Source organism: Pseudomonas sp. CCC3.1, from assembly GCF_034347405.1.
Taxonomy (GTDB): domain Bacteria; phylum Pseudomonadota; class Gammaproteobacteria; order Pseudomonadales; family Pseudomonadaceae; genus Aquipseudomonas.
Map to the genome: position 1 here is coordinate 5,030,135 of NZ_CP133778.1, position 21,529 is coordinate 5,051,663.

Here is a 21,529-nt window from a genome sequence, read left to right on the forward strand (position 1 = left end):
AGATCGGGCAAAGCGCTGTCGCCGACAGCAACCCAGGTAGCCAGAACCTTTAAGGCTACGCCACATGGTGGTGGTTCTCCCAAAGTGCGATTAGCGTCCGGCGGCTCGCACGGTCACAGCGATGTGATGGATGCCTACTTTGACAGTGTGCCCACTGCGGCAACTCATCCCCTTTCATAGCTGCCCTGCAGCAACCTATCCGCTTGGCCATTCCCGTGCGCCAACCTGCGCCCGTCTCTTTCTCCCGGAAAGAGACGGACGCTCCTACCACTGCTGCAGGCCACCTCGTACAAGGCTTTGCGGCATTCCCCCTCGTGACAATCGGCGTGACAAACTCCGAAGTCACCAGCAACAGCGATGTAGATGATGGTGCCGCAGCCCAAGGAATGGACTGCACCTGACTGACAGTCAGGCATGCCCCAGTCATCGCGTAGCTGCCTTCACCCGACTCAGGATCTCGCGGCACCGGTCTCGTCAGCCAGCGCAGCCTCCACCCGCCCACCGGCAACGGTGTCCAGGAGGCCAGATCATGAGATGCCCAAGCTCCTGGTCGTAAGGAGCCGTCAGTCCCGCGTTAGTGGACAACCCTCACAGGTCGCAGGGGCCTTGATCCCTGATAACACTCAACATCCTTGGCGGGATGACGTGGGGCGAGGATCGGAGAACGGGAGATGAGGTGATTGAGATGGCATTGGTGGGTAGACACGATGGCCGCAATTTCGGCTACGGCAGGCAATTGAGCTACGCAGGACCGCAGGCATTGAAAGACATGTTCGGCGGCGGCCACTACGGCACGGTCAAGGCGCATTCTGATCGGTGGCAGGCATTTGTGAAGTGGTGCCGATCCGAACTGGGGCCCGGTATCAATGATGCGCGGCAGGTTGATCGGAAGGTGTTGGCCAACTATGCGGCGTATCTCCGTGACCTGGTTGGGCGCGGTGACCTCGCCATCAGCACCGCGCAAAATCGGCTATCCAGCGTTAACAGGACCATGGCGGCGCTTCGCGGTGATCAGTGCGTGAAATTGCCAAGCCCGAGCAAGGCGTTGGGTATGCAGCGCACCGGGGTTCGACACTCGGTGCCGCAGGGCCAGGACCACGAACAGGTTAAGCAGATCGTCGATGCGCTTTGCAACCATCATCAGCTAAGGGCCGCCGCTATCGTTCTATTGGCGCGAGCCACCGGCATGCGCTTGCGTGAGGCCATCTTGGCGGATCTGCCACGATTAAGTCGGGAGGCTAGAGAATTCGGCAAGATCAACATCCAAGACGGCACCAAAGGCGGCCGTGCCGGTGCATCCGCTCCCCGCTGGATTACGGTGGATGAGAAAGTTCGAATAACGCTGGGATTTGCGGAGCAGGTATCGCCTGCGGGTAGCCACAACCTGATTGCGCCAAGCGAAAGTTACTTGAGTGTTCTGCAGAAAGTCGTCCGCCCGGCACGGGACGTCCTACATGCACAAAACCTCAAAGGCTTCCATGAGCTACGAGCGGCCTATGCATGTGAGCGCTATGAGCAAATCACCCAACACCGCGCGCCTATTAACGGTGGCCAATGCTGCCAGTTAGATCAGCGTCTTGATCATGAAGCCCGACGGCAAATCAGCTATGAACTGGGGCACGGTCGGATTGACGTAGTCGCTGCCTACATTGGGGGGCGGGCATGAGCAAGCCATTCGATATGGAGCTGTTCTTGGCTGGAGTGCTGACCGGATCGCACGCGACGCGGCAACGTCACTTACGGCAGGCACAAACCATACAGAATAAAATTGCACTGCGCTGGCAGCGAGCGACACCCTGGGCTTGGCAGCGAAAGCATTTGACTTGGTTCATAGAGCATTGTCTCGCCAGCCATGACGAGACGACACGATACTACTATCTGCTTACTATCCGACTGCTCGCTCAGCGCCTAGAAACGTCATGGGCTTTCAATCTCAAACTGGGATGTGATTCAGATAGTCACGACCGACAGCAACCGGCTCAAAGCAGACGTCAACATGAGTAGGAAATGCCTGCTCTGCGTCAAAGTGAATAAATCCTCTCGTGCACGCCACTCTTCTTGACTTTCGACGATTCGAACGCATAGTCATGTTCATCAAAATTACACTCCGAAATAAAATGAGTGTATTTCAAACTCTTCACGCGAGCCATGGTCTTGCTTTTACGCAACTCCGTTGTTTTATTCTGAACATTCAATTCAGGTTTGAAGTAATTGATCAAACCGGCCTCGGCGGCGAGCACAAGATTTTCTTCCCCTAAGGTCATATAGTCTTTAGGTTGTTTGATGACCATGCCGTCGCGAGACGCCATCGCCTCGAACTGTGGCGTGAAGAAGTACAGATAGATTTCCGCATTGTCCTCGCATTCTGCTTGGGCTTGCTGCACACGCTTGTGCCCATCCATTCGGTCAGACAGCTCCATGGCCTTGCCGATGTACATAACTTCGTACTTTTCCGGAAGGTCATCGGTAACACGCAGCAGTTGATGAGCAAAGATGATATGCCTATTTTCATCCTTGGGCATCGGGTCCACAGGTGTCAGAAAATGGTAGGCGATTGCCCGATCCGCACGCTCCTTCTCCCCGCTTCCCGGCATGACGGCTGCAACCATGGGCTCTCGCTTCAACAGGCGCTCATACTCATCTGCGGACTCGACATATTGAATCATTGATTGCAGATGGGCCGGTGTCGGAAAGAATTCTTTATTGATAGCCGGCGCGCCGTGCATCAGTTGAGCAATGTCGACCTTGTGAGGGCGCGACAGCATGCCCTGTGAGGCATACTTAAACACGATCTGGCACTTTTTGCTCAGCGAGGCACTGGAAAATCGCACTTTACGTCGTTTTACAAGAAAATAGATTCGCCCGCTTCTGAATCTATCCACCACCTCTAGAGGCACTTCGAATTCGCGATACAACTTATCAGGCGTAATAAAGAATGCGTCTACCAGATGAGACTTAAGAATTTTGAACGGTGGCTTTATCATAACTAATCCTTAGGCGATATAATCCCACGACACCGGGCCAATTATATCGATTCACCTAACACTCTATAGATATTCAATGACAACCTGCGGCCAATTACCAATGGCAATTATCGAGCCAAAGCTGCTACACCCGAGCCCTACGCTGCCAACCGACCCCTAGCTGCTCTTTACAGAGAGCAGATAGGGATCGGAAACAGGCTCCAACTCTTGCGCTAACAGTTTCTCCAGCGGTCAGTCTATTCGAATAATGCGGAGAACTTTTTCACGCAAGCGCAGCAGGATAACGAACCAACTGATTGCAAAATCTAGAACGCGACCAACTCGGCAATCTTTTCAGCTATCACCGACATCGAATCTTCAGCGGTGTCCAGGCCGCTTCGGGAGGCGAGTAACGGGCTGACATTGCGAAGTGCGTCGTATGTAGTGTTATGCACGATGGGAACTAGTTGGTTACTCGCCAAGAGCGTGGAAAGCTCTTTGTCGGCAACGCTTTCTTTGGGGAGGCGAGCCAACAGCGCGGGAGTTACCAGCACGAGTCCAATTCGCGAATTTGCTAAGCCTTTGTCGATGGCGCGCATCATCGGAACACCGAGCCCAAGATCCTTCTCGCTAAACCAAACCTTGACACCAGCAGCTACTAGAAGCTCGTGCAGCTCTTTGGCCGCCCCTTGCCGATCGTCCCACGCGTGGCACAGAAATACGTCACGCAGGTCAGGTTGCGCCGCTGCTCGAGTCTCGATGGTCTGGCGAATTGGCTGAAGTGATTGCACCTGATCCAATGTGTATGACACGGACGAACCAGCTTTGGACCAGCGTGGCCTTGAACCACCGCCCGATCTGCCAGCCCCACCACTATTGCTATAGCTGCTATAGCTACTCCCACTGCTACCAAATGATGGGGTGTAGGAGCGAGAGCTGCTGCGGTAGCGGCACGCAGGGCAGGCCGCTGCCGCTGCAGCTGAGCTATGTCCGCGTATTGGTGCTGTACATCTAGACATGTCGTAACCCTTTCATATACGAAGCGAGTGGCCTTCAGGACACAAAATGTGTCCTGGGCTCTGTTTAAGCGATTATCAATTGGTCGCTTTTGGGCGAATGACGATACGGAACGGTTGCCCGTTAGCACGTCGAATCACCTTCCCCGACTTGGTGGTGATGGTCATCCGGTAGATAACCTCGCCTTCCCCATCGGGTTTTTCGAACATCTCAAGCTGGGACATAGAATGCCTCCTTCGAGATGGCTCAAACACAGAACTCGCTCCCTTGCGAAAGGACCCCATAGGGGCTACCATCCACAAGCTTTTTCCACAAAGCGCGAGAGACACCTGGAGCCGATTCAGACGTCTTTTTCCGAAGGCCGGTCAAGTTCGTACCTTGACCGGCTTTTGTGTTTCTGGCGTTCTGACATTTCATCCGAGCCATCTTTTTGAAGCACCTAAGGTGCTACAGATGAACACAAGAACAAGCCATAAGCGAAATGTATCATCGTCATTTTGATTACGTCAAGCACTCTCATGTGCTATCGTGGGATCTCAGATGCGCCCGACCAGACGTTGGGGCATTCCGCAAGGCAGGTACGAAGGCAATACCGTAAGAAGGCAAGACGGAGAGCAAATGATTGATTTGAGCGAATATAGCCAGGCGCAACGGGAGCGTCTGGTGTACATAGATTTCCGACTGTATTTCACGGGGACCGTTTCACGCACTGACCTCATGGATAGGTTCGGGGTGGGCGCGGCAGCTGCCACCCGTGATTTCGCGCAGTATCGAGAGATTGCTCCTCAGAACACTGAGCTCGACACTGTGACCAAGCACTACGTGATGCGCGAGACGTTCTCGCCTCTAGTCGCGCATTCGCCTGAGCGCGTGCTCACGGCTCTCTCCCATGGGTACGGATACGGTCTGGATGGAGAGAAGCCATTCATCCTAAATGAATCGGTTTTGCTGCTCAGCAAGCCGAAAGTAGAGGTTTTGGCGCCAATCTCGCGCGCAATCAGCCTCAACCAAGTGGTGAAAATCAGCTACACCTCGGGCTCGGGAAAATCTGAACGGGAAATTGTGCCGTTCGCTATCAGTTGCGACGGCTTGCGCTGGCACGTCCGCGCGTACGATCGTAAGCGCGGAAAGTTTGTGGACTTTGTTCTAGCTCGAATCGGATCTGCTCAAGTTCAACTGGGAGAAAAGCCACTCGCCAAAGAGAACCAGAAGAACGATGACCAGTGGAATCGAATGCTCGACCTCCCTCTTGTCCCTCATCCTGATAAGGATTGTGCACAGATTATGATGTGCGACTACGACATGCCTGACGGTGTCCTAAGGCTTCGAGTTCGTGCGGCCATGGCTGGGTACGTCTTGCAGCAGTACCACGTGGACTCCTCGCCTGACCACAGCATCAAAGACAAGGCCTACCGCCTATGGCTTAGCGATCCCTTGGCTCTGTACGGGGTGGAGAGCTCAATGTTTGCGCCCGGATACAGAAATCCAAATTTTGACGAGGCGGAAAGCGATAAAGTTGAAGGCAGCTAAACGAGCTGCGCTTTACGTAAATCGCGTCCTGGCATTTTCACTTTGCCAGGCAGAGTTTTCTTCGGGCTCACTATCATCTCCGTGATCATTTGGTGGTTTGGCTCTGATGCAGAACCTACTACGTTCCTAGTGGAAGACAATCGGGCGAGTGCCCGAGGATAGTTTTAGAGATAGAAGCGCATAACCCTAACAATAAATAAATTATAAATCATATAGATATAAAGTCTTTCGACTCCTGGTGCCGCACCATACGCAACACCGAAAGAGGCTCACCGAAAGGTGGGCCTTTTTTGTTTCTGGGGCCAAGCCAAGGCCTACGCCTGTCAAAGCCCCCACCTGCGTGCCACTGCCTATTTTCTGAATACCCTGAAACGCCCTGTAACCGAGCCAATTTGACCAAGGCCGAAATACAGCTGCACGCTCCATGACTCACTCTGCAGTCATACAAGACGTGCCATGAAGAAGAATAAACCGGGCGACCCTTTTCCAAACGACGACTGGTTTCCAAGCGACGACTGGCAGCCACGACTTCCGAACGGTGGCGCTTCATGGGCAGCATGGAATCCCCCCTCCAAGCCAGAACCGGTCTACATCGCAAAAGATGAATGGCCATCCCCCAAAGAGCGAACAGATCAAGTCTTTGCCAAGTCCTGCCTCTCTAAAAACTGGTGCAGCACCGACGCTGGAACGACCACAGAACCCGCTTCACATTTCGGTAATGTCATGGTCGCTGGCGCCATGCTTTTGCCTGACGCATCCACTGCTATAGCGTTAGCTCTAGGCGCCGATGCCGGACTGGGTCGTATGGCCGGTGGCGGCATCATGCAACAGCGCATGACTTGGGCACTGCGCGGCGCTGGCGGACCTGCCAGCGTTTTTATACTCGGCATGCTGCCCACCAAAATGGGCGACGGCACACTGCACACTGACGACCAGCTACGCAGCATGAGCAGGGCCACCACGCGGGTGCGCTTTCAGTTCCGTCGCGATGCTGAAGGCGTGTTACAGGTGTACGGCATTCACACGGGCGCGTCAGGCGACGACTCGGTACGCACGGTGCAGGTTAAGTGGAATGCGGCAAAAACGGTGCTGGAAGCCGAGCTAAATGGCATCACTATTCTCTGGACACCACAGAATGGGCGCCTGGGTCACATGCCTCCGCTGGTCTACCCTGATGACAGCGGCGCGCAACTGGGCACTATTCTCGTGCATCCGATCGCAGAGAATACGGATAGTCAACTTGAAGGACTGCCTGGCGAAGACATTACAACCGACGACTGTATTCTGGTTTTCCCGGCAGACAGTGGACTGACGTCGCTGTATGTGGTGTTTACAAAGCCTGTTGGTGGCGGTGATATCAAATATCACAGGCCTCCATTAGGCTTGCCTGCATTCCCAGATGCTTTTCCAGTTAAATCCAAAAGCAGCGTCCAGGGTGGGGGAGCCAAACGCAGTCGCTGGAAAGACAGAAAAGGCCGTATTTACGAATGGGACAGCAAGACAGCTGCCATTGAGTTATACGGCAAGCAAGGCAATCACTTAGGCGAGTTCAATCACGAAACAGGCGAACAGATAGACCCGGCAAAGCCCGGCAGAACGACACCTAAATAAATCAGGAGATGAATCATGTTTTTATGGATCAGTGGATTTTTAAAGGACGATGATGAGGACGACGCTTTGAAATACGACCTAACCGTTCAACCTGAGTATGAAGCCGCTGTAATGGCAATTCTTAGCTGGAAAAACTTGGCCGAAAGCCCAGAAGGTGAATGGTTGCTGACGAACGACCAAGTAAAGCAGCTCAGTATCGCAATTGATGAGCATCTGCCAATGGACTTGGAGCTTTATATTAGTGTGAGAGGCTGATAATCGGGGTTACTGTCAACTCAGCTGTACAGCGAGCAAGGTAATAACCTTGGCTAGTTCAATCACGAAACAGGTGAGCAAACAAAAGATACGGATAAAAAAATAGAGGTTGAGCCATGATTTACGTTGTTGAAGCATTTGACAAAGAAAGCGAATCTCTCGCCTTTGAAATTGAGCTTCTAGAGGGGTGCGAAACCCAATTAGCAAAAATTATGAACTGGACATCACCACAGCGAGGCGACGAGGGTTATAACCTCACTGACACGCAGCTTTCGAGCATTGAGGTTTTGGCAGGCAAGCATTTTAAGAACGATAAATATATATTCCAACTTACCTGTAACGTGAGTTGACGCATCGGGTAATGCGCTTGATATAAACTCCAAGCCTGGTAGATGGAATAATCGAATGGCGGCTTAAAATAAAAATAATCGGCGACTTAATATGTTCTTAGAAATCACAGGTTTTCCCGCAATCGGTAGCGACGACAGCTCTATCAAGTTTGAACTAGATGTCCCTCCTGAATATGAATCAACAGTATTAGACATCCTTGGCTGGAAAAGCCTAGCTGCCGAATGCGATGGTGAGCTGCAACTAACCAGTGAACAAATCCGGAAAATTTCTTCAGCAATAAATGAGATTCTGCCAATAGATTTAGAGCTCTATATCGGTGTGCGGGCCTGATAGTTGGGCTTTTTGTGAACTCAGCTGTACAGCAAGAAGAGCAATAAATTGGGCGAGCTCAATCACGAAACCGGCGAAGAGATAGCTACAGCCCCAAAAAAAAACCTCCCACCCCCCACCGCCTTGTCCCTGAAACAAACATCGTGTTAACTGTGCCATCACCCGCGCCAACAGGCGCAAACACCCTGTTCCCGCTGCTCCCTGCCGATTTTTTTGCCTTTTGATCAGGTATGAACGCGATGACGATTGCTGCGCCCTCGATAAAGCTCAGTACGCTTCGGCAAATTGCTCCTTATCTGGGGATGCGCGGGGTGTCGCCGCTGGAGTTTTTTCGGCGTTATGGGATTTCCCCGCAGGTGTTTCAAAACCCTGAAGCCTGGATTCCGCGCGCGGCCTGTTTTCATATTGCCAATGAGATGGCGGCGGTCACCCAAGACCCGTTTGCCGGGGCGTCGGTGGGGCATTTGATTGAGGTGCGTTCGCTCGGTGTCTGGGGCGAATGGGTGCTGGGCTCGACCAATCTTGCTCAGGCGTGTGCATTGGCGGCAGTGCATACGGATTTGCTGCATCAAGGCAGTGACGTGAAGATCATCACCGAAGGCCGGGTGACGAAGCTGATTCATCACTTTAACGGGCACCACGGGGCCGACCCGAAGCAGGTGATTTTGGGCACGCTGGCGCTGCTGAGAAAAATCCCGCTGATGTCCGGTGAGCCTCGTGCCATTCGTGTGCATCTGAAAAACCCGAGGGAGCGCGGCGATGAGGCGCTTGAGGAGTATCTGGGGCCGAATCTGGTGATGAACGCTGAGTACAACATGATCGAATTTGATCGTGAGTTGCTCGAGATTCCTCTACAGCCCGGTCGAGACAGTGCCTGGAAAACCACCCAAGCCTTGAAGTCAACCGCCGACGCCGCTGACGCGCTCGTCCAGCAGGTAGCGGATCAGGAACTGTCCAAACTTGTCACTATTTCAAGAAAAATTGGACTGTCGGCCCGGACACTGCAGCGGCGTCTCGAACATTGCGGCATCGACTTCGACGCATTACGTGACGAGACACGTCGCAGTGAAGCCATGCAATTGATTGCCAGCGCCCGATACAGCGCGACCGAAATTGCCTACATGGTCGGTTACAGCGATCCCGCGCACTTTACCCGCGCCTTCAAGCGTTGGACGGGCAGCCCGCCGTCGCACTATCGCACCCTCTTGAAACAAGACCGTTAACCCCTCCGCCTAACCCCTCCCACACAACACGTGCCCCTTTGCTGGGCGGCTCTCGCGTGCGCGCTCGCATTGCTTTTGGCACCAAATGGCAAGTTTGCGCCAAGGCGTTCTTATACAGTCAAAAAACTAACGCCAACCTATAAACCAAGAGGTTTAAATGTCCCCTTCATCCGCGGTCTGCATCCTTGCCATGGCGCTGGCAGTTGTTGGAAGTGCGAACGCTCAGTCATCCCCAGAGGCGGCGATACCGGTGGGTGTGGATAACTTTGCCCGTGCTGAGTCCGACCTTTATTTGGGGAAAATGGTGGCAACTGGCAGTTTGGGCCGGTTTGTTCACAGCCGCGAAGCCGTGCCCATCGACGCCCAAAATGTGGTCCGTATGAATCGGGACACGCTCTATTCGTCAGCGGTGTTCGATCTCGATGCAGGCCCCGTCACGATCACCTTGCCTGAAGCCGATGGGCGTTTCATGTCGATGGCGGTGATCAATGAAGATCACTACGTGCCCCTCGTCGCTTACGGCGCCGGCCGCCAGACACTGACCAAAGAGTCCGTCGGCACCCGTTATGTATTTGTGGCTGTGCGCACCTTCTTCGATCCCGCAGATCGTAAAGACCTTGAAAAGGTCCATGCACTGCAGGATGCAATGACGGTCAGCCAGGCCAAGGTTGGGGAGTTTGTAGTCCCTAAGTGGGATCAGACGAGCCAGAAAAAAGTGCGTGAGGCTCTGGAAGTCCTGGGTTCGACGATTCCTGACTACAACCAGTCCTTTGGCCCCAAGGGCACAGTCAATCCGATCCATCACTTGATCGGCACGGCCACGGGATGGGGCGGCAACCCGGCCAAGGACGCTATCTACCTGGGCGGCGTGATGCCGCAGAACGATGGGCACGCCGTTTACCGCCTGAAAGTTGGAGAAGTCCCGGTCAATGGTTTTTGGTCGGTCAGTGTTTATAACGCCGACGGTTACTTCCAGAAGAACCCCGAAGACGCCTATTCGCTGAACAACCTCACCGCCAAGAAAAGTGAGGACGGCTCGATTGTCATCCAGTTCGGCGGCTGCGACGCGAAGATCGCCAATTGCCTGCCTACCACGCCTGGCTGGAACTACACCGTCAGGCTTTATCAGCCGAGCGAACAACTACTGAATGGCCAATGGAGCTTCCCAAAGCCGCAGCTTGTCGCCCGCTAATGAGCAACGCCCGACTTTCATAACCCTGCACACACGCCCATACGTTTGGTTTTACACCCAAGGAAAGAAGCAATGACAACCCTCGGCGGTTCAAACTTTCTCAAGCATCCCGTGACACTCATGACAGGTGCAATGCTCACATTGGCGATGGTGCTGCCGGTCTACGCAGACGACGCCAGTGAGCCGTCCGTGACCGTGGGTGGCGGCATTGGTGTCGGCCCGCTGTACGAAGGTTCGTCGCACTACGCGGCGTTCCCGTCGCTGAAATTGAAGGCCGTGCTGCCGACCCAAGAATGGGGCACGTTTAGCGCGGCGTTCCCTGAGGGCTTGCGTTGGGACTTGCCGGGGTTGTCGCCTTTCGGGTTTGCGCTGTTGATCGGTTATGACCAAGGCCGCAAGGAAAGAATCCACACCCTGGACGGTCGTGATGACTATCTGCGGGGCATGGGCAACCTGGACAGCACTGCGCTGGTCGGGGCTGAAGCGTATTGGACGCTGCCAGCGGGCCGCCTGTTTGTTCGCGGCCTGCGCTCAAGCGATAACCGCAATTACGGGGGCGAGCGTCTGGGCCACACCGCGTACCTTGAAGCCGGTTTTGCCACGGCTTACGCGCTGTCTTCGACATTGACTCTGGACTCGACGCTGTACGGCACCTGGAGCAATGAGAACGACATGATGGCGCGCTTCGGCGTCACAGCTCAACAAGCGGCACGCACCCAATTCGAGGAATACCACCCGGGTGGCGGGATGCGCGACGTGACCTTGAAGCTGGGCCTCACCTGGCAATGGCAACCCCAAATCGCACTGGAAGGCGGGATCAAGACCTACGCCTTGGTCTCCGATGCTCGCAACAGCCCGCTCACAGGTGAAAAGGTGGGCGCAGGTGCCTATCTGAACGCGCTGTACTCGTTTTGATTAACCGCTCACGCCGCTGCCATCCGCGACAGGACAGACAAGGGAATACACGATGAAACAACGACATAAGCAGTTGGGGCTGACCGTGTCCCTGACTGGCCTGCTGTGGTCGGGGCTGGTGCTTGCCGAAGAGGCGGCCACCAAGATCACGGATCCTCATTTCAAGCTGGCTCCGGGCTACCTGACCCCGGCGGATTTGCCGCTGCGCCTGGCGTTGCTCGGCGCACCGCCCAAACCAGACTCTGCGGCGCTGGCGCGAGATGAAGAAGCACGGCAGGCGGCGCTGGCACTGCGCGGCACGGCCCGGGAGAAACTCGCGGCAACGGATGCCGAGCTAGCATTCCCGGGCCCGGCGAACACGTTCTCGTGTGCGATGGGGACGCAGATCAGCGAGAAGACCACACCGCATCTTTACACCTTGATGCAGCGCACGCTGACGGATGCCGGTGGCTCCACGTATGCCGGGAAAAACGCCTACAACCGCACCCGTCCTTTTGTGGTGCATGACGAAGGCACCTGCCGCAAAGACATGGAAGCGCTGCTGCGCACCGACGGTTCCTGGCCCTCCGGTCACTCGGCGGCAGGTTGGGCCTGGGGCTTGATCCTCGCAGAGGTGAACCCGGCACGCGCCACCGAACTGATGACCCGCGGCCTGGCGTATGGCCAAAGCCGCGTCATCTGCAACGCCCACTGGCAAAGCGACGTGGATGCCGGGCGCATCATGGGCGCCGCCACCGTGGCCAGCCTGCACAGCAATCCGGCGTTCCTGAAGGACTTGGCAGCCGCGAAGGAAGAAATCCAGGTGGCGCAAAAGGCAGCCAATAAACCGACAGAAGACTGCGCCGCCGAGGGTGTTGCGCTCTCGTTGACGCAGCACTGAACGGGGAGGCGCCATGAAGCTCAGTAACACTAGGTTGCGGCGCAAACACGCTCGCCTGGCCCTGCTGTGTGGGGCCTTGGCGAGCGCCGCAAGCGGCCTGCCGACTGTCGCCAACGCGGCAGACAGCGATGAGTGGCAGTTCAACGGCGGGCCTTATCTGTGGGGCGCCGGGATCCGCGGGCACGTCGGCCACAAAAGCACCGGGACGACGTTTATAAAGTCCGACTTTTCTGACATCGCGCGTACCGTCGATATGTCGGTGATGTTCATGGGCGAAGCGCGGCGCGGGCCTTACAGCGTGCTCGCCGACCTGATGTACATCGAAACCGACACCCGAAATCGTCTGCCCACAGGGTCCAAGCTGGAGGTAGAGAGCAAAACAGCATCAGGATTTTTGGGCGGCGGCTATACGGTGCTCGGCGATGACGATTATCGGGTCGACGTCGCGGGCGGCGTGCGCGTCTGGTACAGCAGCACCACCCTGACCCTTCATGGTGGGCAGACGGCGAGGAGTTCTGGCTCTGACAACGCCACTTGGGCAGACGCCATGGTCGGACTGCGGGGGCGCTACGCCCTCAATGAGCGGTTCTGGTTATCTTCCTGGGGCATGGTGGGTGCCGGGCAATCGCGTGAAGACTGGGACGTGGCAGCGCTGGCAGGCTGGGAATTCACACCCGGCTTTTCGGCGGTGGCCGGCTACCGGGCCATGGGCGTGAATTATCGCAACGACGGTTTTGTGTACGACATCGTGCAAAAAGGCCCGCTGCTGGGGATTAGCGGACGGTTTTAGGAATTTGCACCCCCGTAGCAGTTGCCGAGCCTGCGAGGCTACGTCCGATTGCGCAGCGATCGTAAACCCTGAAACCACGGTTTAACTGAAAGACCGCGACAATCTGATTTACGACTGTTTCACAGTCGAACGTAGCCTCGCAAAGCTCGTCAACTGCTACGGGGGATGTGCAGACAGTCCGCAAGGTAGTTGCCCCTCCCCCCTTGCATTACTGGCGTGCCATCACGACAATGAGAGCGATTACCATTTACGCTTTTGGTGACTCTCTCATGTCGTCGCTCGATCATTCAGCGCTTCATCAGTTGTACAGCGAACACAACAGTTGGCTGAAAGGCTGGTTGCGCGTGCGCCTGGGTAATGCGGCCGATGCTTCGGATTTGGCTCAGGATACGTTTGTGCGGGTGATGACGGCCCGCGTTGATGTGCCGATCCGCGAGCCGCGTGGCTATCTCAGCGCGATTGCCCGTTCGCTGCTGATCGACAAGTCTCGCCGCCGCACCATTGAGCAGGCTTATCTGTTTGCCCTGGCTCAGAGGCCCGAACCGGTGGAGGTTTCGCCAGAGGTGCGCTTGTCGATCATCGAGATGCTGATTGCAATCGATACGCTGCTCGATGAATTGGGCCCCAGGACGCGGGAGATTTTTCTGGCGGTTCAGCTTGAAGGACTGACGTATGTGGCAGCCGCCGAGCGATTTGGGGTGTCGGTGACGACGGTTAAAAATCATCTGATTCGCGCGATGACCCGCTGCCTGTTGCTGGTCGAACAGTGATGCCGTGTTCTTTGGATCTTAAAACGCTCGAAGCCGCCGCCACCTGGTATGTGCAACTCAATGACGGAACGGTCAGTGAGGCCCGACACCGGGCTTGGCAGGCGTGGCTGCAATCCAGCCCGCAGCATGCGGCGGCTTGGGCACGCGTCGAAACGCTGCAACAGCAATGGTCGATGATGCCTAAGCAAGCGGCGTTATCCAGCTTGGGCGCCGCTAAGGCGCAGCGCCGCGATGTGTTGAAAATACTGAGCATGCTGGTGGCCGTGGGGGGCGCTTCATGGCTGGCCGTGGAGCAGGTGCCGTATCGCGCAATGCTCGCTGAGCAACGTACAGGTAGGCGTGAACGCCGCTCGCTGCGCCTGGATGATGGGTCACAACTGGACATGAACGCCGACACGGCGCTGGATATTCGTTTTGACTCAGAGCAGCGGCATATCCAGTTGTATCAGGGCGAGATGCTGGTCCAGACCGCCAAAGCCTGGGACCCTCGCCCCTTTGTCGTTCACACCATTGACGGTAGCGTTCGGGCGCTCGGCACCCGTTTTAGCGTGCGCCAATTGCCCGAGCAAACACGCGTCTGCGTGCTGCAAGCCGCCGTTGAAGTACGCCCGCTTCAGCATGTCGAGCGGCCTGTGCGCCTAGAGGTCGGGCAGCAAGTCACGTTTGATCGCGATGAAGTCGACGAGATTCAACGCTTGCCTGCCGGGTCGACGGCCTGGGTACAGGGCATGTTGAGCGTGGACGACTGGCGGCTGGGCGACTTTGTCGAAGCGTTGGGGCGTTATCGCCCAGGCGTGCTGCGCTGCGACCCGGCGGTTCAAGGGTTGAGTATTTCAGGGGCTTTTCGCATTGATGACACCGACACTGTGCTGCAAAACCTGAGCAAAACCTTGCCGGTCAAGGTGCGCTATATGACGCGTTATTGGGCCAGCATCGAGCCTGCATGAACTCAATTCAAAAAAGTGAGCAAACAGCCTTGCTGATTTTGATTCTCATCCGTCTTTGACACAAACCGCGAATACAGCGGCTCTCTGCCAGACTAACGGAAGGATCACCCGATGCCCCCGCTTCCTCTCAATGCCCCAACAAAGATAACGCGCGCTGTTCGGCTGGCGGTGTTTGGCGCGTCTCTCGCCAGCCTGTCCGGTCTGGCGCTGATGCCGACCCCAGCGTGTGCGCAAAGCCAGACGGTCTATCAGATTGGCGCAGGCCCGCTGGGCAAGGCGCTGACTCAATTTGGCGTGCAAGCGGGAGTGACCCTTTCGTTCGACACGGAACAGGCTCGCCACCTCAAAACCGACGGGCTAGAGGGCTCATACAGCGTTGAAGAAGGCCTGGAGCGCTTGCTCGCCCACAGCGGCCTGCAAGCCGAGCGCCAGAGCAATGGGGGCTATGTGCTGGTTGCTCGCCCGTCCGAAGCCGCACTGGAGTTGGGGGCCACTCAAGTCACCACCAACCAGTTGGGGTCGGTTACCGAAGGGACTGGGTCTTACACACCCGGCACCATCGCCACGGCCACGCGTCTGGTGTTAACCCCACGAGAAACCCCGCAGTCGATTTCAGTGGTGACCCGTCAGGTGATGGACGATTTCGGGCTCAATTCCATTGATGATGTGATGCGCCACACGCCGGGCATCACCGTATCGACCTACGACTCCGAGCGCACCAACTACTATTCACGCGGTTTTTCCATCGTGAATTTTCAATACGATGGCATTCCAACCCTGCGGGACACCCAATATTCGGCGGGCCAGACGCTGAGTGACATGGCCATTTATGATCGGGTCGAAGTGCTCAAAGGCGCGACCGGGCTGCTCACCGGTGCGGGCGGCGCAGGCGGTACCATCAACCTGATTCGTAAAAAGCCCACTGCCGACTTTCAGGGCAACATCGAACTCGGCGCTGGCTCCTGGGACAACTACCGCAGCCAAGTTGACGTCAGCGGCCCTTTGACCGAAACCGGCAATGTGCGTGGCCGGGCAGTCGCGGCCTACCAGGACAAGCAATCGTTTCTCGACCACTACTCACGCAAGACCGGCGTGTACTACGGCATTCTTGAAGTTGATCTGGATGAAGACACTCTGCTGACTTTGGGTGCGGACTATCTGGACAGCGATCCAAAAGGCTCAAGCTGGACAGGCTCTCGTACGGTGTTTGATGCCGTTGGCAACCGTCTGGATGTACCCCGCTCGTTCAACAACGGCCCCAAGTGGAGTTCCTGGGCGCAGTACAGCCGCACGGTATTCGCGACCCTCGAACATAACTTTGCCAATGGCTGGGTGACCAAAGCGCAGTACAACCATCAGATCAACGGCTACGACGCACCTTTGGGTTATATCTCTCAAGACTCTGCTACCGAGAGCTCCATCTGGGCGCAAAAGTACACCGGCAAAACCACCAGTGACAGCCTGGACGTGTACGCTTCGGGGCCGTTTGAACTGCTCGGCCGAGAACACCAACTGGTGGTAGGCCAGTCCTTGTCCAATGCCAAATGGAAAGGTAAGGACTACGGCAGAGCCACCTATTTCGACAACTCGTACGATTTCTACCAGTGGCATGGTGAAGCCATCGAGCCCGAGTGGAATCAGCCCACCCGCATCAACGACGTTACAACGCGCCAGACGGGCACTTACATCGCCGGTCGCTTCAGCCTGATGGATGACCTGCACCTGTTGCTGGGCACGCGCGTCGCCAACTACCAAGTCACTGGCACCCGAGACAGCCGGGCAAGCGGTAAAGTCCTGCCTTATGCAGGCGCGGTGTACGACCTCAACGACAACTTCTCCGCCTACACCAGCTACACCGAGATTTTCCAGCCGCACACCGAATACCTGGACCGTACCCGCAAAATGCTGGAGCCCAACGAAGGCAAGAACTATGAGCTGGGCATCAAGGGCGAATTTTACGGAGGCCGCCTGAACACCAGCCTCGCCTATTTCGAAGTGCATGAAAACAACCGGCCGATACAAGACACACTCTTCAACGCGATTCCAGGCAACGACATTGCGTACCTGTCTGCCAAGACTAAAACCAAAGGTTACGAAGCAGAGATTTCCGGCGAACTTAGCCCTGGCTGGCAGTTGCAAGCAGGCTACACACACAAAATTGCCCGCGAGAACGACACTGACGAAAAAGTCTCGACCTGGGAGCCGCAAGACCAATTGAGTTTCTACAGCAGCTACAAACTCAAGGGTAACCTAGACAAACTCACTCTCGGCGGCGGCGCACGCTGGCAGAGTGCTGGATGGCAGACGCTGTACAACAGCGGCAAAAGAAGCTCGGAAAAATTCACCCAAGACCCGTACTGGCTCGTGGACTTGATGGCGCGCTATCAACTCACCGAGAACCTGTCAGCGACCTTCAACGTCAACAACCTGTTCGACAAGGTGTATTACACCAATATCGGCTTCTATACCTCGGCCTACTACGGCGACCCGCGCAACGTAATGGTCACCACGCGCTGGGATTTCTAACCCCCTGCGCAACCTGCCTCGCGGTCTTTAAACAATCAAAAGATCGCGAGGCACGCTCGCTACAGATGACCTCACGTCATCTACCCCCTGATGATCCATCCTTTGTCAGCCTCCTGTGCCATGCCTTCTAATGGTTGAAAGCAAAGTGACTTCGGTGCCGTTAGCCGTGCCGCCGCGCGTTGTTTGATTCAACCCGTACTTTGCACCTGATCGCTTGAAGGGACCCACCATGATTTTGGGAAGAACACGTGAAAGCTGGTACACCCATTACCCGCTGATTCGCCACCTGGTAGCGCTGCAACCCACCACGTGGTTTAACCCCGGCGTGACGCCGGTCGCACAAGCCATCGGCGATGTGGGGCTGACTGCCGCTGACGTTGCCGATGCCAGCGCTCGGCTGAACCGCTTTGCGGCTTACCTGCAACGTGCGTTTCCCGAGACCGTCGCCAACAACGGCATTATCGAGTCGGACATTGTGCCGATCCCGCATCTGCAGCACGTGCTGAGCGAGCGCTATGACCAGCCCCTGCCCGGTGCAATGTGGCTCAAGCGTGACAGCCATCTGCCAATTTCGGGCTCGATAAAAGCGCGTGGCGGGATCTACGAAGTGCTCAAGCACGCCGAAGACCTGGCGCTGGCTGCTGAGTTGTTAACCCTCGATGACGACTACGCATTGCTCGACAGCGACAAAGCGCGGGCCTTTTTTGGGCAGTACAAAATTGCCGTCGGCTCGACGGGCAACCTCGGCATGTCGATTGGCATCATGGGCGCCGCACTGGGCTTTCAGGTCACGGTGCACATGTCGGCCGATGCGCGGCAATGGAAAAAAGACACGCTGCGTTGCCATGGCGTGGAGGTCATTGAATACGCCTCTGATTACAGCGTGGCGGTTGCTCAGGGCCGCCAGCAGGCAGAGGCCGATCCGACCTGCCATTTCGTCGACGATGAAAACTCGGTCAACCTGTTCCTCGGTTACTCGGTGGCCGCCGAGCGTCTGAAAACGCAGTTGGCGACAGCCAACATCACCGTAGACGCGCAACATCCCTTGTTCGTGTACCTGCCTTGCGGAGTGGGCGGCGCGCCGGGTGGCGTGGCCTTCGGCTTGAAGTTGGCATTCGGTGATGCCGTGCATTGCATCTTCGCCGAACCGACGCACTCACCGTGCATGCTGCTGGGCGTCTACACCGGGCTGCATGACGAAGTCAGCGTGCAGGACTTCGGCATTGATAACGTGACGGCGGCTGATGGTCTGGCCGTAGGCCGCGCGTCAGGTTTTGTCGGCAAAGCCATGCAACGTTTACTGGATGGTTTTTACACCGTCAGTGACGACGAAATGTACAGCTTGCTGGCCCTGATGGAGCGCCACGAAGGATTGCGCCTTGAGCCTTCGGCGTTAGCGGGCGTGCCCGGAATTGCCAGGGTACTGGCTGACCAGCAAGGCTATTGGCAGCGCGCAGGTCTTAACCTTCAGAACTGGGCGCAAGCCACGCATCTGGTGTGGGCAACCGGCGGCAGCATGGTACCTGGCGAGGAGATGGACGCGTACCTGGCCAAGGGCCGTGAGTTGCTGAGCAAGGGCTGATTCAAGCGCAAAACCGGATGTGGCAAGATGCACCGTTTGCCACTTCCGGAATGTTTAGCCTAGGGAAAACTGCCGTGCTCAACCTTCCTCCGCGTATCAGTTCCAGGCTCAACAGCAGCCAGTTTGCCAACCTGCACACCTTTCTGGTCGCCGCCCAGCACCTGAGCTTTGCCCGCGCCGCGCAAGAACTGTGCGTCACCGCCAGCGCCGTGAGCCACCGCATCAGCCGACTGGAAACGGCGCTGTCGATGAAACTGTTTGAGCGTCTGACCCGACAGATCAGCCTGACTGACGAAGGCAAACGCATTTTCGAGATTCTGCAAAGCGCGATGGGCGAACTGTCCGAAGCGCTGGAACCGTCATCACAGGCCGAAATTGCCGGGTCCATCGCGCTGTATGTCAGGCCTTCGATCGCTCAATGCTGGCTGGTGCCGCGGCTGGCGGACTTCATCGACCGTTACCCCTTGGTTTCACTCGACCTGCGGGTCGGCAATGACAACATCGATTTTCGCACCCGCAAAATCGACTTGGCCCTGTACTACGCCAATGGCGAATTCCCCGGCCTCACCAGCTACCGCTTGATGCAAGAACGTCTGGCCCCGGTGTGCAGCCCTGAATATGCGCAACGTCATGGCCTGCAAGAAAACCCGGACAACCTGCGGCACTGCACCACCCTGCACGACTCGCTGGCCTGGGACCACGCCGCCTTTGATGCCGAATGGTCATTGTGGGCCGAGCAGCACCACCTGCTCGCGGCATTGCCCAAACGGACCCTGACCTTCGACCGCTCCGACCTGAGCGTAACCGCCGCCATAAACCACGCGGGCATTGCCATCGGTCGTCAGCAACTGGTGCAAAAGCGTGTAGATCGCGGCGAACTGGTGCTGCCTTTCGGCGGTTTCAGCCAGTGCGGCCCTTACGACTATTACCTGGTACACCCGCCGCTGAACGCCATTGCGAAACGCTTGCAGGTGTTTATGAATTGGTTGCGTGAATGTGCGCAAGAAACAGCCTTCTAGGGGCCAAAAATCGCACAAAAAAAACGCCCCAATCGGGGCGTTTTTTATTCAGATGTCCGGCCTGTCTGTCAGGCCAGTCGCATCAGAAAATGCTGATTGGGTAATCAACAAATACACGGACTTCGTTGCCGCCGACGTTGTAGTCGCTGGCGCTGCTGGAAACGCGCAACCACGAACCACGCAGACGCACGCTCAGGTCTTTAACCGGACCGCTTTGTACAACGTACTTGGCCTGGTTGAAGATTTCGCGCTCGGTACCACGGCCATCGCCTGAACCATCGTCGATGTTGCTGCCACGAACGTAGGCAATGTTGTAGGTCAGGCCCGGAATACCAACGGCACCGAAGTCGAAACCATAACCCAACTGCCAGGAACGCTCGTCTTTGCCGTTGAAGTCAGACCAGTAGGAGTTAGCCAGCAGGATGGTGTTACCGCCATCACCCACACCGTTCGCATTGCGGTAGCCGCCGTACGGGTAGCCGATTTCGCCCGTGCTGCTCTGGTAGGCCAGAACCACCGAGTGCGCGCCGAAAGCGTAGGTAGTTGCCAGGCTCCAGATTTTGTTGTCTGTGCCGTTAACCTGCAGCACGTCACGCGCGTAGTCAGAATCTACGTGGGTACGGTAGCCGTTGAAGTCAAACGTCAGGGACTGTTTGTCTTGCAGCGGCAGCACGTAGGTCATGCCCAGGTATTGCTTGCGCAGCACGTCTTCCATCTCGGAGCCGTACAACGAGGCCGAGAAGTTGTCGGTGAACTTGTAGCTGCCGCCGAACACGTTGATGCTTTTCAGATCACCGCTGTCACGGCCTTCAGCGCTTTTACGCGATTCGGCAGTGAAACGACCGACGTTGACTTCCAGACCGTTGATCTCTTTGGAGGTCAACAGCGTACCGGTGTAGCTTTCTGGCATCAGACGCGAGTTGTCGTACATCAGTACTGGCAGAGCAGGCATTTGATCGCCGTACTTCAGCACGGTGTTCGACACCCGGAACTTCACAGCAGCGCCCGCTTTGGCGATGTCGCTGGCCGCTTTGCCGTCAGCGTCTTGCTTGAAGAAGTCGATGCCGCCTGCGCCGCTGCGGCCCTTGCCGCCGTCCAGACGCAATGCGTAGATGCCGAAAGCATCCACACCCACGCCAACGGTGCCTTGGGTGAAGCCCGAGGTGAACGTGCCGAGGAAGCCTTGGCCCCATTCAGCTTTGTCTTGCTTGTGGTCTTTGTAGTCACGGCTGATGTAGGCGTTGCGCGCCAATACATTGAGGTGGCTGTCTTCTACAAAGCCTTTTGCGTCAGCTTGATCGTTAGCCATGGCTTGGGTAGCACTGAGTACGCCCAGAGCGAGTAGACCTATCCGTTTGTTTAACATTTTATTTTCCTTATTTCTGAATAGAGACGCGCTGTGGGTATCAAGCTGAAACATTGAGTGGTGGTTGCTTCACATAAACAAAAAAAGACCCTTACGAGACTCCGTAAGGGTCTTTTCAAAAAGTTGGTGCATGGCTTATCGCCACAGGCGTTGATGCGGATCCTAGCCGTCGTTAAGGCAAGGTGTCAATTTCGTGAAAATTTTGTTAAGTACCCACAATTTCCATACCGTTGATCCACTCGCCAGCTTTTACTCCCAGCAA

Annotated in this window: 20 protein-coding genes and 1 pseudogene; 17 read left to right on the top strand and 4 right to left on the bottom strand. The window is 56.2% G+C overall.

The genetic code is table 11. The annotated features are described in order from the left end of the window. Window positions 1-685: 685 nt before the first annotated feature. Window positions 686-1,666 (top strand): integrase domain-containing protein, encoded by a 981-nt coding sequence (locus tag RHM56_RS21950; protein WP_322241838.1) that lies wholly within the window; start codon window positions 686-688, stop codon window positions 1,664-1,666. Then, a pseudogene (locus RHM56_RS21955) lies at window positions 1,663-1,932 on the top strand (hypothetical protein); the annotation flags it as partial. The gene RHM56_RS21950 and the pseudogene RHM56_RS21955, both read left to right, overlap by 4 nt. An 89-nt stretch (window positions 1,933-2,021) precedes the next feature. Here RHM56_RS21955 and RHM56_RS21960 read toward each other — a convergent pair. The 3 genes from RHM56_RS21960 to RHM56_RS21970 form a co-directional block, all read right to left on the bottom strand. Then, window positions 2,022-2,984 (bottom strand): hypothetical protein, encoded by a 963-nt coding sequence (locus RHM56_RS21960; protein ID WP_322236048.1) that lies wholly within the window; start codon window positions 2,982-2,984, stop codon window positions 2,022-2,024. Window positions 2,985-3,289: 305 nt separating this feature from the next. Then, on the bottom strand, window positions 3,290-3,775 hold the full coding sequence (locus RHM56_RS21965; protein ID WP_322236050.1) for a toll/interleukin-1 receptor domain-containing protein: 486 nt from the start codon (window positions 3,773-3,775) through the stop codon (window positions 3,290-3,292). Window positions 3,776-4,057: 282 nt separating this feature from the next. After that, a complete protein-coding gene (locus RHM56_RS21970; RefSeq protein WP_322236052.1) occupies window positions 4,058-4,204 on the bottom strand; it encodes a hypothetical protein in 147 nt (48 codons plus the stop codon). Between the two features lie 394 nt (window positions 4,205-4,598). On the opposite strand from RHM56_RS21970, the gene RHM56_RS21975 reads away from it, so the two are divergent. From RHM56_RS21975 to dsdC, 15 genes are all read left to right on the top strand, one after another. Beyond that, window positions 4,599-5,510 carry a helix-turn-helix transcriptional regulator gene (locus RHM56_RS21975; RefSeq protein WP_322236054.1) on the top strand — a complete coding sequence of 304 codons (912 nt, stop codon included), beginning with the start codon at window positions 4,599-4,601 and terminating at the stop codon, window positions 5,508-5,510. 456 nt (window positions 5,511-5,966) lie between these two features. Next, window positions 5,967-7,121 carry an S-type pyocin domain-containing protein gene (locus RHM56_RS21980; protein WP_322236056.1) on the top strand — a complete coding sequence of 385 codons (1,155 nt, stop codon included), beginning with the start codon at window positions 5,967-5,969 and terminating at the stop codon, window positions 7,119-7,121. Window positions 7,122-7,136: 15 nt separating this feature from the next. After that, the gene (locus RHM56_RS21985; RefSeq protein ID WP_322236058.1) at window positions 7,137-7,376 is read left to right on the top strand and encodes a pyocin S6 family toxin immunity protein; all 240 of its coding nucleotides are present in this window, start codon (window positions 7,137-7,139) and stop codon (window positions 7,374-7,376) included. Window positions 7,377-7,492: 116 nt separating this feature from the next. Then, the gene (locus RHM56_RS21990) at window positions 7,493-7,726 is read left to right on the top strand and encodes a hypothetical protein (protein ID WP_322236060.1); all 234 of its coding nucleotides are present in this window, start codon (window positions 7,493-7,495) and stop codon (window positions 7,724-7,726) included. A gap of 91 nt (window positions 7,727-7,817) precedes the next feature. After that, window positions 7,818-8,057 (top strand): pyocin S6 family toxin immunity protein, encoded by a 240-nt coding sequence (locus tag RHM56_RS21995; protein WP_322236062.1) that lies wholly within the window; start codon window positions 7,818-7,820, stop codon window positions 8,055-8,057. 239 nt (window positions 8,058-8,296) lie between these two features. Next, window positions 8,297-9,280: a helix-turn-helix domain-containing protein gene (locus RHM56_RS22000; RefSeq protein WP_322236064.1), complete on the top strand. Its 984-nt coding sequence runs from the start codon at window positions 8,297-8,299 to the stop codon at window positions 9,278-9,280. A gap of 157 nt (window positions 9,281-9,437) precedes the next feature. Next, window positions 9,438-10,472, top strand: coding sequence for a DUF1254 domain-containing protein (locus RHM56_RS22005; RefSeq protein WP_322236066.1), 1,035 nt, complete (start codon window positions 9,438-9,440; stop codon window positions 10,470-10,472). Between the two features lie 72 nt (window positions 10,473-10,544). After that, the gene (locus RHM56_RS22010; RefSeq protein ID WP_322236068.1) at window positions 10,545-11,387 is read left to right on the top strand and encodes a MipA/OmpV family protein; all 843 of its coding nucleotides are present in this window, start codon (window positions 10,545-10,547) and stop codon (window positions 11,385-11,387) included. A gap of 52 nt (window positions 11,388-11,439) precedes the next feature. Next, window positions 11,440-12,267 (top strand): phosphatase PAP2 family protein, encoded by an 828-nt coding sequence (locus tag RHM56_RS22015; protein ID WP_322236070.1) that lies wholly within the window; start codon window positions 11,440-11,442, stop codon window positions 12,265-12,267. A 13-nt stretch (window positions 12,268-12,280) separates the two neighbouring features. Continuing rightward, entirely contained in the window at window positions 12,281-13,057 is a 777-nt protein-coding gene (locus tag RHM56_RS22020; protein ID WP_322236072.1) for a hypothetical protein, read from the top strand. 269 nt (window positions 13,058-13,326) lie between these two features. Further along, a complete protein-coding gene (locus RHM56_RS22025; protein WP_322236074.1) occupies window positions 13,327-13,827 on the top strand; it encodes a sigma-70 family RNA polymerase sigma factor in 501 nt (166 codons plus the stop codon). Further along, window positions 13,827-14,774 (top strand): FecR domain-containing protein, encoded by a 948-nt coding sequence (locus RHM56_RS22030; RefSeq protein ID WP_322236076.1) that lies wholly within the window; start codon window positions 13,827-13,829, stop codon window positions 14,772-14,774. The genes RHM56_RS22025 and RHM56_RS22030 overlap by 1 nt, the downstream gene beginning before the upstream one ends. Before the next feature lie 111 nt (window positions 14,775-14,885). Beyond that, window positions 14,886-17,300 (top strand): TonB-dependent siderophore receptor, encoded by a 2,415-nt coding sequence (locus tag RHM56_RS22035; protein ID WP_322236078.1) that lies wholly within the window; start codon window positions 14,886-14,888, stop codon window positions 17,298-17,300. Between the two features lie 229 nt (window positions 17,301-17,529). After that, entirely contained in the window at window positions 17,530-18,882 is a 1,353-nt protein-coding gene (gene dsdA, locus RHM56_RS22040; RefSeq protein ID WP_322236080.1) for a D-serine ammonia-lyase, read from the top strand. 74 nt (window positions 18,883-18,956) lie between these two features. Continuing rightward, window positions 18,957-19,901: a DNA-binding transcriptional regulator DsdC gene (gene dsdC / locus RHM56_RS22045; protein WP_322236082.1), complete on the top strand. Its 945-nt coding sequence runs from the start codon at window positions 18,957-18,959 to the stop codon at window positions 19,899-19,901. A gap of 82 nt (window positions 19,902-19,983) precedes the next feature. Here the strand turns inward: dsdC and RHM56_RS22050 are convergent, their stop codons facing one another. Continuing rightward, window positions 19,984-21,267 (bottom strand): OprD family porin, encoded by a 1,284-nt coding sequence (locus RHM56_RS22050; protein ID WP_322236084.1) that lies wholly within the window; start codon window positions 21,265-21,267, stop codon window positions 19,984-19,986. Window positions 21,268-21,529: the final 262 nt, after the last annotated feature.